This window comes from Streptomyces sp. NTD91, from assembly GCF_059510455.1.
Window position 1 is genome coordinate 32,120 of record NZ_JCAJZW010000043.1, and the last position, 14,046, is coordinate 46,165.

A 14,046-nucleotide genomic window follows, 5' to 3' on the forward strand; every position below is an offset into this window, starting at 1 on the left:
AGTGAAGGGGGTTGGTCAGGGTGACGGAATCCAGCGCATCCGCCGACCACGGGGAACAGACCACGCTGCTGTGCGTGCCGTTCGCGGGGGCAGGTCCCTCGTTCTTCCACCCGTGGCGGGAGCTGGCCGCCGGCCGGTGGCGCGTGACCTCGGTCGAACTGCCCGGCAGGGAGCGGCGGATCCTCGAGACGCCGTACCGCAACGTCGTCGAGGCGGCCAAGGGTTCGATCGACGACGTCGTCGCGGACCTCGGCGCGGGGGCGCGGACCGTGCTGTTCGGGCACAGCCTGGGCGCGGTGCTCGCCTACGAGCTGGTGCACCTCCTCAAGCAGCGCGACGTGCGCGTGGAGCGGCTGGTCGTCAGTGGTTCGCCGGGGCCGTGGACCCAGCGCGAGCGGCGCGCGGCGGGCCTGCCGGACGAGGAGTTCCTCGCCAGGGTCGAGGAGTTCGCCGGGTTCCGGCACGAGGCGCTCGACCACCCGGAGATGCGGGAACTCATCCTCCCGGCGCTGCAGGCCGACTGCGAGATGCACGAGGCCTACGTCCCGAGCACCGACGAGCCGGTGTCGGTGCCGATCTGCTCGCTGCGCGGCGACGTCGACGGCCTGGTGACCGCGGAGGAGGCCCGGCAGTGGCAGGACGCGACCACCGCCGAATTCAGCTACGCGGAGTTCACCGGCGACCACATGTATCTGGTCGACCACGGCCGCGAGGTGCTCGACGTGATCGAAGCGGAGTGCGCCCGCGGCCGCTGACCAGGTGCCGGCCGTCCGCCGGACGCGTGACTGTGACCAGGCGAGACGGAGTCGAGCGCCGTGACAGGGGGGTAACAGGCCCGGAGAGGAAAGTGGAAGCATGAGAAGTTCAGCGATTGCAGTTTCAGGGCTGCGCAAGGCATACGGCGACAAGGTCGTGCTCGACGGCGTCGACTTCGATGTCGCCGCAGGGTCGATCTTCTCCCTGCTCGGCCCGAACGGGGCCGGCAAGACGACGACGGTGAACATCCTGACGACCCTGATGAAGGCCGACGCCGGAACGGTGCGGGTCGCCGGTCACGACGTGGTGACCGCGACCAAGCAGGTGCGCGCGGCCATCGGCGTCACCGGCCAGTTCGCCGCGGTGGACGAGCTGCTGTCGGGCCGGGAGAACCTGCGGCTTGTGGCGGACCTGAAGCGCGTGCGCGCGGCCGACCAGCTGGTCACCCGGCTGCTGGAGCGGTTCGATCTGGTGGAGTCGGCGGACAAGATGGCCGGCACCTACTCCGGCGGTATGCGCCGCAAGCTGGACCTGGCGATGACGCTGGTCGGCGACCCGGAGGTCATCTTCCTGGACGAGCCGACGACGGGTCTCGACCCGCGCAGCCGGCGCACCATGTGGAGCATCGTCCGCGAGCTGGTGGCCGAGGGCACCACCATCTTCCTGACCACCCAGTACCTCGAGGAGGCCGACCAGCTCGCCGACCGGATCGCGGTGCTCAACCAGGGCCGCCTGGTCGCCCAGGGCACCCCCGAGGAGCTCAAGCGCCAGATCCCCGGCACCCACGCCCGGTTCCGCTTCGCCGACGTCCACGAACTCGACGTGGCGGCGCGGGTGCTGCCCGGCGCCACGCGGGACGACGAGGAGCTGACCCTGCGGGTGCCCAACGACGGTGAGTCGAGGTCGCTGCTGGCCCTGCTGAGCCGGCTCGACGAGAACAACATCAACGCCCAGGAGTTCTCGGTGCACACACCGGACCTCGACGACGTCTTCCTCGCCCTGACCGACAACTCGGCCGGCGGCGGCACCACCACCGAGAACCTGATCAACGACAAGGAGGCGGTCGCACCGTGAGCAGTGTCTCGACGTCGTTCGGCGACGCGGCCATCATGATGCGCCGCAACTACAAGCACACGACGCGGAATCCGGTCACCGTGTTCAACGCGGTGCTGTTTCCCATCGTCATGATGCTCATGTTCGTCTACGTGTTCGGCGGCGCCTTCAAGGTCCAGGGCAAGTACGTCGACTACGCCGTGCCGGGCCTGCTCGTCATGGCCATCACCTACGGGCTGGGGCCGACCGCGGCGGCCGTGAACAGCGACATGACCACGGGCATCACCAACCGGTTCAAGGCCATGGACGTCTCGCACGGCGCCGTGCTGTTCGGCCACGTCGTCTCCACGACGCTGCGTGCCCTGATCGCCGACGCGGCCATCATCGGCGTCGGCTTCGCGATGGGTTTCCGTCCGCACGCGAGCTTCCCCGAGTGGCTCGGCGCGATCGGCCTCATGCTGTTCCTCGGGTTCGCCACCAGCTGGCTCACCGTCGCCATGGGCCTGGGCGCGAAGACGGTGGAGTCCGCGGGCATGGCCACCGTGCCGCTGATCATGCTGCCGTTCCTGAGCAGCGCGTTCGTCCCCGCGCACACGATGGGCGCCGGCGTGCGACAGTTCGCCGAGTACCAGCCCTTCACCCCGATCATCGAGACGCTGCGCGGCCTGCTGTTCGGCACCGAGCCGTCGACCGGCCACGTCGTCGCCGCCGTCGCCTGGTGCGCCGGGCTGACCGTCCTGGGCTATGTGTGGGCGGTCGCCAACTTCAAGAAGCGGGTGTGACCTCCTCCCACCCCTTCGCACCCCCTCCCCGGCCGCCTCGGCGAACGCGTTCGCCGAGGCGGCCCTGTGCGTTGTGGGCGTTCTGCCGCGTTCCAGCGGGGCTCTAACGGCGTTGCACCGGGCCGCTGTCGAATTGCTCTGTCCCACCGGCGGGGCGAAAGGCGTGCCTGCGGGCTTTCCCCCGGGCCGCTTTCAACCCCGCTCGCCGGCGCGCCCGGGACACCACCGATCCGGTGGGAACGGAAGCGCGTGCACGCGACACTCGAATCGGCCATTCGAAGAATCTGTCTCGCCGGCGGGACAGCGCACACAGGGCCCCGGTGGCCGTCATGGCATGACGGTCCGGACACCGGACGGCAAGGGACGCGAGCGGGCATTCCCGGTCGGCGGAGGAAGGAAAGACTGGCAATGGAACGTCAAGCCGCGCCGTCTGGCGCACCGGTGTCACTGGGTCAGGAAATCGCGGATCTGTGGGGGGAATACCTCGACTGCGAAATGGGGCCGGAGGACGACTTCTTCGCGTTCGGCGGCAATTCGATCGCCGGCATCAAAATCATCGAGCGGGTGCACCAGGACTACGGCGTCAAGCTGTCCGTGCGCGACTTCTACCTGGCGCAGACCCCGGCCCGGGTCGCCGAGCTCATCGAGCAGGGGAGGGCGGCGGCGTGAGGTTGACGCCGGGGCCCGGGCGCGACATCGACCTCGACCACGTCGACCTGTTCGACCTGGACCTGTACACCTCGGGGGATCCGCACCCGGTCTGGGACGTGATGCGGGACAGGGCGCCGCTGCACCACCAGGTCCTTCCCGACGGCCGGGAGTTCTGGTCGGTGACCCGCTACGAGGACGTCTGCCGGGTGCTCGGCGACCACCGGGAGTTCACCTCCGAGCGCGGCACCACACCCACCCACGTCGGGGTGGACGACCCCGCCGCGGGCAAGCTGCTGACCTCCACCGACCCGCCGCGGCACACCGAGGTCCGCAGGCCGCTCGGCGCCAAGCTCACCGCCCGCGCGGTGAAGTCCTGGGAGGACTCGATCCGCGGGACGATCCGGCGCTTCCTCGAGCCGGCCCTCGGCGGTGAGACCTTCGACCTGGCCGAGCGGGCGCTGCTGCTGCCGGCGATGGTCACCGGCCCGCTGCTCGGCATCCCGGCGAAGGACTGGGAGGAACTCGTCCAGCTGACCGCGATGGTGACCGCTCCCTCGGACCCGCACTTCATGGTCGGCAACGAGGCCGCCACGCTGGCCATCTCCCACCACGAGCTGGTCAACTACGTCACCGAGTGGGTCAAGCGGCGCCGGTCGACCGGCGAGGAGGACGACACCCTGCTCGCCCACCTCATGAGCGTCCGCGCCGGCGGCGCGCCGCTGACCGACGAGGAGATCGCCCTCGACGGCTACAGCATCCTCGTCGGCGCCAACGTGACGACACCGCACACCGTCTCGGGCCTGGTGCACACGCTCATCGAGCGGCCCGAGCAGTTCGAGAAGGCGCAGGCCGACCCGTCGCTGATCCCCAACCTGGTCGAGGAGGGGCTGCGCTGGACATCGCCCGCGTGCAACTTCATGCGGTACGCGGTGGACGACGTGCGGATCGCCGGTGGCACGATCCCGGCCCGGGCGGCGGTCGTCGCGTGGATCGGCTCGGCCAACCGGGACGCCTCCCAGTTCCCCGACCCGCACACCTTCGACATCACGCGCAGCGGCGCCAAGCGCCACGTCGCGTTCGGGTTCGGCCCGCACTTCTGCATCGGTGCGCCGCTGGCCCGGCTGACCCTGCGCGTCTTCCTCGAAGAACTGACCCAGCGGTCGGGCTCCCTCGAACTCGCCGGTGAACCGCAGCACCTGCGGTCGTACTTCATCGCCGGGATGACCCACCTCCCCATCGTCGCGCAGAAACGAAGGACGCCATGACCTCCGGCTCCACCACCGTCGCGTCGCCGTGGTTCGTCCGGCCGCCGTCCGCCGAGCACCCCGCCCGGATGTTCTGTTTCCCCTTCTCCGGGTCCGGGGCCTCGGCCTTCAGCGCCTGGCCGGCCGTGCTCGGCGACGTCGAGGTCTGTCCGGTGCAGTTCCCCGGCCGTGAGAACCGGCTGGCCCACCTCCACTACGGCACCTACGAGCAACTCTCCGCCGACCTGGCCGAGGCCCTGGCGCCGCTGCTGGACCGGCCGTTCGCGTTCTTCGCGCACTGCGCGGGCGCGCTGCCCGCGTACGAGACCGTGCTGAGGCTCGCCGAACGCGGCCTGCCCACCCCGGACCACCTGTTCGTGTCGGGCCAGCCGGCGCCGCACGACGCCTCGCGCGACCGGATGCTCACCATGTCCGAGGCCGAACTGCGCACCGAGGTGGAGGCGTTCATCCGCAGCCGCGGGATCGAGCCGCGGCCGGACATGGTCGACCTGGGCCTGATGGTGCTGCTGCGCGACCACGCGGCGGCGACCGCGTACCGGCGGAGCGAGCCGGCCGCGGTCGACTGCCCCGTCGTCGTCCTGCACTGGCGGGACGATGCGGACGTCACCCTCGCCGACCTCCAGGGCTGGCGCCGGTACGCGGACTCGGTCGAATTCCGGGAGATCGACGGCGGCCACTACGACTTCATGGACGCGCCGGACGAGCTGCGGAAGTTGCTGACCCATTGGCTGTGAGCGCGGTCCAGCCGCCCGTAGGAGCCGTACACCGAGGGAACCGGAAGGAATGCAGATGACCGGCGCAGCCACCGATATTGCCGTCATCGGGATGTCGTGCCGCTTTCCCGGTGTGAACAACCCGGCAGAGTTCTGGCGCCTGCTGGTCGACGGGAAATCGACCATCGGAACGTTTCCGCGGGAGCGGGCCGCCGACGCGAACGCGAAGCACACGTCCCACCCGGACGCCGCCACCTTGGACTCGGGATCGTTCTTCGACTCCATCGACGGATTCGACGCCGCCTTCTTCGGCACGGAGGCGGCGGAAGCCGCCGCCATGGACCCCGTGCAGCGCCTCGGCCTCGAACTCGCCTGGGAGGCCGTCGAGGACGCCCGCATCCCGGCGAGCGCGCTCGCGGGCCGCGAGATCGACGTCGTGGTCGGCGCGGCGCCCTCCGGGTACGAGCTGCTGCGCAAGTTGTCCGGCAGCGACCGGGACGACCACTATGCCGCGCTCGGCTCCAGCGGCGCGCTGATCGCGAACCGCATCTCGAACCTGTTCGACGTGCGCGGCATGAGCTTCTGCGCGGACTCGGGCCAGTCCTCCTCCCTCGTGTCGCTGACGCTGACCTGCGAACGGATCCGCTCCGGCGCCGTCGACGCGGCGATCGCCGGCGGCGTGCAGCTGATCGTCGATCCGGAGGCGGGAGCGGGCCTGGCCAATCTGGGCGCCCTGTCGCCCGACGGCCACTGCTTCCCCTTCGACGCACGGGCCAACGGTTTCATCCGCGGAGAGGGCGGCGCGTTCGTCCTGCTCAAGCGGCTCGACCTCGCCCTCGCCGACGGCGACCACGTCTACGCGGTGGTGCGTGGCTGGGGCGTCAGCAGCAGCGGGGCGACCAGCAGGATGCCGGACCCCAGCCCCAGCGGGCAGGCGGCGACCGTGCGGTCCGCGCTTCTGCGCGCCGGCGTCCCGTTCGACGGCGTCGACTACGTCGAGGCCCACGGCACCGGCACCCGGCTCGGCGATCCGGCCGAGACGTCCGGTCTGCGCGAGGTGTTCCGCGAGTCCGGCCGCACCCGCACCCTGACGATCGGCTCGGTGAAGGCGAACGTCGGGCACCTGGAGGCCGCCGCGGGAATCGTCGGCTTCGTGAAGGCCGCGCTCTGCGTGGACCGCGCGCAGCTGGTCCCGCACCCGGACTTCCGCTCCCCGAACCCCGCCATCACGGACTTCGAGGAGCACTTCGAGGTCCTGACGGCCGCGCGGCCCTGGCCCGGCGAGCCCGGCCGGCCGCGGCGGGCCGGGGTGTCCTCGGTCGGGATGGGAGGCACCAGCGCGCACGTGATCCTCGAACAGGCCCCCGAACCAGCCGCCCCGGCCGGTGAGTCGACCACCGCGGGTGTGTCCGGGACGGTGCCGTGGGTGCTGTCGGCGCACTCGGAGCCGGCCCTGCGGGAGCAGGCGGCGCGGCTGCGGAAACGCGTGGCCGCGGACGCGTCGCTGTCGGCGGCCGACGTGGGTCACTCGCTGGTGTCGACGCGGACGTCGTTCTCGCACCGGGCGGTGGTCCTCGCCGGTGACCGCGAGGAAGCGCTGGCGGGCCTGGACCTGGTGGCGGCGGGCGGTCGTGCGGCGCGGGCGGTGCGCGGCGTCGCCTCGGGCCCCGCGGGCCCGGTCGTCTTCGTGTTCCCCGGCCAGGGCTCGCAGTGGCTGGGCATGGGACGGCAGCTCTACACGGAGTCGGCCCAGTTCGCGCGCGCGATCGACGAGTGCGCGCGCGCCCTCGACCCCTGGCTGGACTGGTCGCTGCTGGACCTGGTGACCGGTGCCGAATCGGCGCCGTCGCTGGAGCGCGGGGACGCCGTGGTCCAGCCGGCGCTGTTCGCGATGATGGTGTCCCTGGCCCGGGTGTGGCGCTCGCTCGGCGTGGTCCCCGACGCGGTGGTGGGCCACTCGCAGGGAGAGATCGCCGCGGCGTGCGCGTCGGGTGCGCTCTCGCTGGAGGACGCGGCGCGGATCGTCGCCCTGCGCAGCCGGGCACTGACCGCGCTGGCCGGTCTGGGCGGTCTGAACGCGGTGGCCGCACCCCTGAAGTGGGTCGAGGACCGGCTGGGCCGGTGGTCCGGGCGGCTGTCCGTGGCCGCGGTCAACGGGCCGGCCTCCGTGGTCGTCGCCGGGGACCTTCAGGCGCTGGAGGAGTTCGCCGCACTGGCGGCCGGTGACGGTGTCCGGGTACGCAGGGTCAGGATCGAGTACGCCTCCCACTCCCACCACGTCGAACGCATCCGTGAGCGGGTCCTCGAGGCCGCCGCGGGCGTCACGCCGCGGGAGACGGCGGTGGAGTTCCACTCCACGGTCACCGCGGGACCGCTCGACACCCGCCGGCTCGACGCCTCGTACTGGTACGACAACCTGCGTTCGACGGTGCGTTTCGGCGAGGTCGTCGAGAAGCTCATGCGCGAGCGCGGCGGCGTGTTCGTCGAAATCAGCCCGCACCCGGTGCTGCAGGTGGCGATGGAGGAGGCCGCCGACGCGCTGGCGAACCCGCCTGCGGTGGTGAGCACCCTGACCAGGCACGACGGGAGCCTGGGCAAGATCCTCGCGTCGCTGGCCGAGTTGCACGTGCGCGGTGTGCCGGTGAACTGGCAGGCGGTGTTCGCCGCAGGCCGACCGCGCCGGATCGGTCTGCCCACCTACCCCTTCCAGCGGCAGCGGTACTGGCTGACGGCGCCCGCCGCCACCGACACCCCGCACGGTCCCGGCGCGCAGGCGAACGGACCGGGCCCCGACGCCGGGGCGGCGGGCCTGGACTCGCCCTCGGCGGTCCGCACCCTCGTGTGCGCCGAGACGGCGGCTCTGCTGGACGCCAAGGGCGTGGGACCGGCGGCCGCCGATCTCGAGGCGCGGTCTACCGAGACCTTCAAGGCGCTGGGCTTCGACTCCTCGATGGCGGTGGAACTGCGCAACCGGCTGGGCAGGGTGACCTCGGTCAGGCTCCCGGCCACCGTCGCGTTCACCTACCCCACTCCGCACGCGCTCGCCGATCACCTCTTCTCCCTGCTGGAGCCCGAGGCGCCCGAAGCCGGCGAGGCGGCGCGGGAGACGACCCTGGACAGCAGCAGCGATGACGATCTCTACGCGTTGATCGAACGCGGATACGTATGAGCCGCACCGTTCTTCTTAACAACCTTTGGGGGAGGCCCTGGTGGAGGATGTCGACAAGCTCCGGTCCTACCTGCGGCGCGCCGTCGGCGACGCGCAGGAACTGCGCGAGCGGGTACGCGAGTTGGAGGAGTCGGCGCGCGAGCCCATCGCCGTCGTGGGTGTGGGGTGTCGCTTCCCGGGCGGGGTGACGTCCCCCGAAGGTCTGTGGTCGGTCGTGTCCGACGGGGTGGACGCGATGGGCGACTTCCCGCAGGACCGCGGATGGGACGTGGACGGCCTCTACGACCCCGACCCCGAGGCGCACGGAAAGACGTACACGCGCACGGGCGGATTCCTTGCCGAACTCCCGGACTTCGACGCGCAGTTCTTCGGCATCAGCCCGCGCGAGGCGCTGGCGATGGATCCGCAGCAGCGGCTGATGCTGGAGACGACGTGGGAGGCGCTGGAACGGGCGGGCATCGACCCGGCCGCGCTGCGGGGTTCGGCGACCGGGGTGTTCACCGGCATCTACGGCGTGGACTACGGCCCACGGGTGGGCGGCGGGGCAGCCGGCGAGGTGGAGGGCTTCCAGCTCACCGGCAACTACCTCAGCGTGGCCTCGGGCCGGGTGGCGTACGTCCTGGGCCTGCACGGCCCGGCGGTGTCGACCGACACCGCGTGCTCGGCGTCGCTCGTCGCCGTCCACCAGGCCGTGCGGTCCCTGCGATCCGGGGAGTGCACGCTGGCACTGGCCGGCGGTGTGGCGGCGCTGCCGACCCCGGGGATGCTGGTGGAACTCGCCCGGCAGCGGGGTCTGTCGGCCGACGGGCGGTGCAAGGCGTTCGCGGACGCGGCGGACGGCACCGGCTTCGCCGAGGGCGCGGGCGTGCTGGTCCTGGAGCGGCTCTCCGACGCGCGGCGCAACGGGCGCCGGATCTGGGCGGTGATCCGCGGTTCGGCGATCAACCAGGACGGGGCGTCCAACGGGCTCAGCGCGCCCAACCCGCTGGCGCAGCAGCGCGTCATCCGGGCAGCCCTGGCCGACGCGGGCCTCGCGACCGGCGATGTGGACGCGGTGGAGGCGCACGGCACCGGTACCCGGCTGGGCGACCCCATGGAGGCGGAGGCGCTGCTGGCCACCTACGGGCAGGACCGGGATTCGGGCCGTCCGCTGTGGCTGGGGTCGCTGAAGTCGAACATCGGGCACACGCAGGCCGCGGCGGGGGTCGGCGGCATCATCAAGATGATCATGGCGATGCGTCACGGGGTGCTCCCGAAGACGCTGCACGTGGACCGTCCCTCGACGCACGTGGACTGGTCGGCCGGCGCGGTGGAGCTGCTGACCGAGGCCAGGCAGTGGACCACGGCGGCGGGCCGGCCCCGCCGCGCGGGCGTGTCGTCCTTCGGCATCAGCGGCACCAACGCCCACCTGATCCTCGAGCAGGCCCCCGAGACGTCCGAGCAGAACCGGGCCCCGGTCCCCGAGGCTGCGCACGCGGCCGTCGGCCCGGTGGCCACCGGCGCCCCGGGGGCGGTGCCCTGGGTGCTGTCGGCCAAGTCGGAGCAGGCGCTCAGGGAACAGGCGGCGCGGCTGCGGGAGTTCGTGGCCGCCGACGCGGACCTGCCGGCCGAGGGCGTCGGGCATGCGCTGGTGACCACGCGGTCGCTGTTCGAGCACCGTCAGGTGGTGATCGGCGCCGGCCGGGAGGAACTGCTCGCCGCGCTGGCCGCCGTCGCCGCCGGTGACGAGCCCGCCCCGGCCCGTGCGGTGACCGGCGTGGCGAAGCCGGTGGGCAGGACGGTGTTCGTCTTCCCGGGCCAGGGGGCGCAGTGGGTCGGGATGGGTCGGCAGCTGTGGGAGTCCTGCCCGGTCTTCGCCGAGGAGTTGCGCGCCTGTGCGAAGGCGCTCGAGCCGTGGGTGTCCTGGTCGTTGATCGACACCGTGTGCGGCGGACCGGAGGCGGCGGACCTGGAGGACATCGGCGTCGTCCAGCCGGCGCTGTTCGCAGTGATGGTGTCGCTGGCGCGGGTGTGGCGTGCTCTGGGGGTGACACCGGACGTGGTGATCGGCCACTCCCAGGGCGAGATCGCCGCGGCCTACGTCGCGGGCGCCCTGACCCTCGAGGACGCGGCCAGGATCGTGGCCCTGCGGTCGCGGCTGCTGACCGAGGTCGCCGGGCAGGGCAGCATGGCCGGGATCCTGCTGCCCGAGGACCGCGTGCGGGAACTGATCCGGGGCCAGGAGTCCCGGATCGGGGTCGCCGCGGTGAACGGAGCGAACTCGACGACGGTCTCGGGCGAGACCGAGGCGGTCGAGGCACTCGTCGCCGCCTGCCAGGCCGAGGGCGCCCGCGCCCGGCTCGTCAAGTCCAGCGTGCCCGGCCACTCACCGCTGATGGACCGGTTCGACGGCCGGCTCCAGGAGGAACTGGGCCGCATCACCCCCGTGCCCACACCGGTGGCGATCCACTCGACGGTGACCGGCCGGCTGGTCGACCCCATGGACCTCGACGCGGCCTACTGGTACCGCAACCTGCGCGAGCCGGTCCAGTTCGCGGGCGCCATGCAGCGCCTCGTCGAACAGGAACGGGGCAGCGCGGTCGTCGAGCTGAGCCCGCACCCGCTGCTCGTGATGAACATCCAGGAGATGTTCGACGCCACCCCCGGTGCCACCGGGTTCGTGGTGGGATCACTGCGCCGCGACGAGGGCGGCCTCGACCGGCTGTACCAGTCGGCGGCCGAGGCCTTCGTGGCGGGCCTCGCGGTGTCGTGGCAGGCGGCGTTCCCCGGCCGGGACGGCCGTTGGGTCGAGCTGCCCACGTACGCCTTCCAGCGGCAGCGCTACTGGCTGAACACCCCCAACGAGACCACCGCCACGAGCACGTCCGACCACCCGCTGCTCGACGCCGTGATCGATCTGCCGGGCGACGGCGAGCACGCCGGCGTCGTGGGCAGCGGGCGCCTGTCGCTGGAGCGCCACCCGTGGCTGGCCGACCATGTGGTGCACGGCGCCGTCCTGGTGCCGGCGGCGGTCCTGGCGGAGCTGGCGCTGTGGGCGGCGCACAGGGCGGGTGGCGACGTCGTCGACGAACTCACCCTGGAGACACCGCTGGTGCTGTCCCGGACCGGTGAGCGCGAGGTCCGCGTCGTCGTCGACGGCAAGCGCGCGATCAGCGTGCACTCCCGCGGTCAGGGCGAAACGGAGTGGACGCGCAACGCGGTCGGGACCGTCGGATCCGCCACCGCGGCGACCCCCGCACCCGAGGACCTCGCCTCGTGGCCTCCGGCGGGCGCCACCGGTGTGCCCTTCGAGGACGAGTACACCAGGCTGTCCGCCCTGGGATTCAGCCACGGGCCGCTCTTGCGAGGTCTGAAGCAGGTGTGGCGCCAGGGCGACACCCTGTTCGCGGAGGTCGAACTGCCCGCGTCCGAGGGCGCGGACCAGGGCCGTTTCCGGATCCACCCGGCCCTGCTGCACGCCGCGCTGCTCCCGGTCGGCCTGGGGCGGTTCGTCGACTCCTCCCGGCCCGAGGGATGGCTGCCGTACCGCTGCACGGGCCTGAGCGCCGGCTCCGCCCGGCCGACCGCGCTGCGCGTCCGGCTCGCCCCCGCGGGCGAGAACACCCTGTCCGTGACCCTCGCGGACCAGAGCGGCACCCCCGTCGGCGGTGTCGCCGCGCTGAGCCTGCGGCCCGCGGACGTGGAGAAGCTGACCGAGCTGAGCTTCGACCACCAGGACTCCCTCTTCCAGGTGGACTGGGCCCCCGTCACGGTCGCCTCCGGTCCCGCCACCGGCCGGTACGCGGTGCTGGGAGCCTCCGGCCCGGTCACCGCATCCCTGGAACAGGACGGGGCCGTCTTCACCGGCCTCGAGGAACTCGCCGCGTCCGGCGCCGGGATTCCGCCCGTCGTCATCGCCGGCGTCGACGGTTGCACGGACGGCGACGACACACCCGCCGCCGTCGAGCAGCGCCTGCACCACCTGCTCCGGCTGACGCAGGAGTGGCTCGCCGACGAGCGGTTCTACGACGCACGCCTGGTCGTCGTCACGCGGGACGCGTTCGGCGACGAGCAGGTTTCCGACCCCGATCCGGCGGCAGCCGCGATCTGGGGCTTCGTCCGGACCGCGCAGACCGAGAACCCGGGCCGGTTCACGCTCGTCGACACCGACGACCAGCCCGCCTCGTGGGCCCTCGTCCCGGCGGCGGCCGGAACCGGAGAAGCCCAGCTCAGGATCCGGGCCGGTCACGTCACCACCCCCCGACTGGGCCGTGCCGCAGCCGCGTTCACCGGGCGCAGGCCCGAGGACGGCGGCACCGAGGCCGCCTCAGCTCTCGGGTCCGGATCGGTGCTGATCACCGGCGGCACCAGCGGACTGGGCGCCATGCTCGCCCGGCACCTGGTGGCGCACCACGGAGTGCGCCGGCTGGTGCTGACCAGCAGGCGCGGCACGGCGGCTCCGGAGGCGGCGGCGTTGCGCGAGGAGCTGACCGGGGCCGGCACCCAAGTCGAGATCGTGGCCTGCGACGTCACCAGCCGCGAGTCCGTCGCCGAACTCGTCGCCGCGGTGCCGTCCGAGCACCCGTTGACGGCGGTGATCCACTGTGCGGGCGTGCTGGCCGACGGCGTCGTCGAGGCCCTGACCGAGGACCGCGTGGACGCCGTCCTCGCGCCGAAGGTGCGCGGCGCCTGGCACCTGCACGAGCTGACCCGGCATCTGGAACTGTCCGCATTCGTGCTGTTCTCCTCGATCGCGAGCGTGCTCGGCACGGCCGGACAGGCCAACTACGCGGCGGCCAACGCCTTCCTCAACGGCCTCGCCGAGGCCCGCCGGGCCCAGGGACTCGCCGCCACCGCGCTGTGCTGGGGCTTCTGGGCCGAGCGCAGCGAGATGAGCGCCGACCTCACCGGGACGGACGTCGAACGCATGCAGCGCCAGGGCGTGCAGCCGATGTCGTCGCAGCAGGGGCTCGCGCTCTTCGACGCGGCGGTCTCGGCGGACCAGCCGGTGCTGGTGCCGGTGCGGCTGACCCTCTCCGCACTGAGCACACCGGAGGCCGGCCGGATGGCCTCGCCGCTCCTGCGCACCCTGGCCGGAACGCGCGCCGCAACCGGCGGCCCGGCCGGCCGGGAGTCCGGCGACATCGCACTCGCGCAGACGTTGAGGTCGCTGCCGCCCGCCGAGGCGGAGGCGGCACTGCTCGATGCCGTACGGGCGCAGACCGCGCTCGTCCTCGGTCACCCCGACACCGGGCGGATCGGCGCCGCCGCGACCTTCAAGGAACTCGGCATCGACTCGCTCACCGCGCTGGAACTGCGCAACAAGCTGGCGGCGGTGACCGGCCTGAAGCTGCCGGCCACGCTCGTGTTCGACCACCCGAACCCGGTCGCCGTCGCCCGCTTCCTCGGCGCGCGCATCACCCCCGACTCCGGTGCCGGCCCGCAGTCCCCGGCCGATCACCTGGTCAAGGAGATCGAAGAACTGGGCGCCCGGCTGGAGGAGGCGTTCCTCCAGCTCGCGGAAGAGGACAAGACCACCATTTCCACCCTGCTCGGCGAGCTGCAGGGCCGGGTCCGTCCGATGGCGAGCGGCCCGGAGCCGGCCGGCCTCGTCGACCAGATCGGTTCGGCCTCAGCGGGAGAACTCCTCGCGCTGCTGGACAAAGAGCTTGGCTAGG

7 protein-coding genes and 1 pseudogene are annotated in these 14,046 nt (G+C 72.4%); all 8 read left to right on the forward strand.

Features of this window, described 5'->3' with window-relative positions:
- Positions 1 to 20 precede the first annotated feature (20 nt).
- A complete protein-coding gene (locus AC5WRT_RS31445; protein ID WP_496097432.1) occupies positions 21 to 755 on the forward strand; it encodes a thioesterase II family protein in 735 nt (244 codons plus the stop codon).
- A gap of 100 nt (positions 756 to 855) precedes the next feature.
- A complete protein-coding gene (locus AC5WRT_RS31450; protein WP_496097431.1) occupies positions 856 to 1,830 on the forward strand; it encodes an ATP-binding cassette domain-containing protein in 975 nt (324 codons plus the stop codon).
- Positions 1,827 to 2,591: an ABC transporter permease gene (locus AC5WRT_RS31455; RefSeq protein ID WP_496097430.1), complete on the forward strand. Its 765-nt coding sequence runs from the start codon at positions 1,827 to 1,829 to the stop codon at positions 2,589 to 2,591. Before AC5WRT_RS31450 ends, AC5WRT_RS31455 begins: the two co-directional genes overlap by 4 nt.
- Before the next feature lie 408 nt (positions 2,592 to 2,999).
- Positions 3,000 to 3,260, forward strand: a complete 261-nt coding sequence (locus tag AC5WRT_RS31460; protein ID WP_496097429.1) for an acyl carrier protein — start codon at positions 3,000 to 3,002, stop codon at positions 3,258 to 3,260.
- Positions 3,257 to 4,507: a cytochrome P450 gene (locus AC5WRT_RS31465; RefSeq protein WP_496097428.1), complete on the forward strand. Its 1,251-nt coding sequence runs from the start codon at positions 3,257 to 3,259 to the stop codon at positions 4,505 to 4,507. Before AC5WRT_RS31460 ends, AC5WRT_RS31465 begins: the two co-directional genes overlap by 4 nt.
- A complete protein-coding gene (locus AC5WRT_RS31470) occupies positions 4,504 to 5,241 on the forward strand; it encodes a thioesterase II family protein (protein WP_496097427.1) in 738 nt (245 codons plus the stop codon). The genes AC5WRT_RS31465 and AC5WRT_RS31470 overlap by 4 nt, the downstream gene beginning before the upstream one ends.
- 55 nt (positions 5,242 to 5,296) lie before the next feature.
- On the forward strand, positions 5,297 to 8,389 hold the full coding sequence (locus AC5WRT_RS31475) for a type I polyketide synthase (RefSeq protein WP_496097426.1): 3,093 nt from the start codon (positions 5,297 to 5,299) through the stop codon (positions 8,387 to 8,389).
- 70 nt (positions 8,390 to 8,459) lie between these two features.
- Positions 8,460 to 14,045, forward strand: a pseudogene (locus AC5WRT_RS31480) (type I polyketide synthase); the annotation flags it as partial.
- Position 14,046 lies beyond the last annotated feature (1 nt).

Bases quoted from the DNA above. Each gene is read 5' to 3' on its own strand.
- AC5WRT_RS31475 (WP_496097426.1), top strand. From the start codon at position 5,297: ATGACCGGCGCAGCCACCGATATTGCCGTCATCGGGATGTCGTGCCGC.
- AC5WRT_RS31450 (WP_496097431.1), top strand. From the start codon at position 856: ATGAGAAGTTCAGCGATTGCAGTTTCAGGGCTGCGCAAGGCATACGGC.
- AC5WRT_RS31460 (WP_496097429.1), top strand. From the start codon at position 3,000: ATGGAACGTCAAGCCGCGCCGTCTGGCGCACCGGTGTCACTGGGTCAG.
- AC5WRT_RS31470 (WP_496097427.1), top strand. From the start codon at position 4,504: ATGACCTCCGGCTCCACCACCGTCGCGTCGCCGTGGTTCGTCCGGCCG.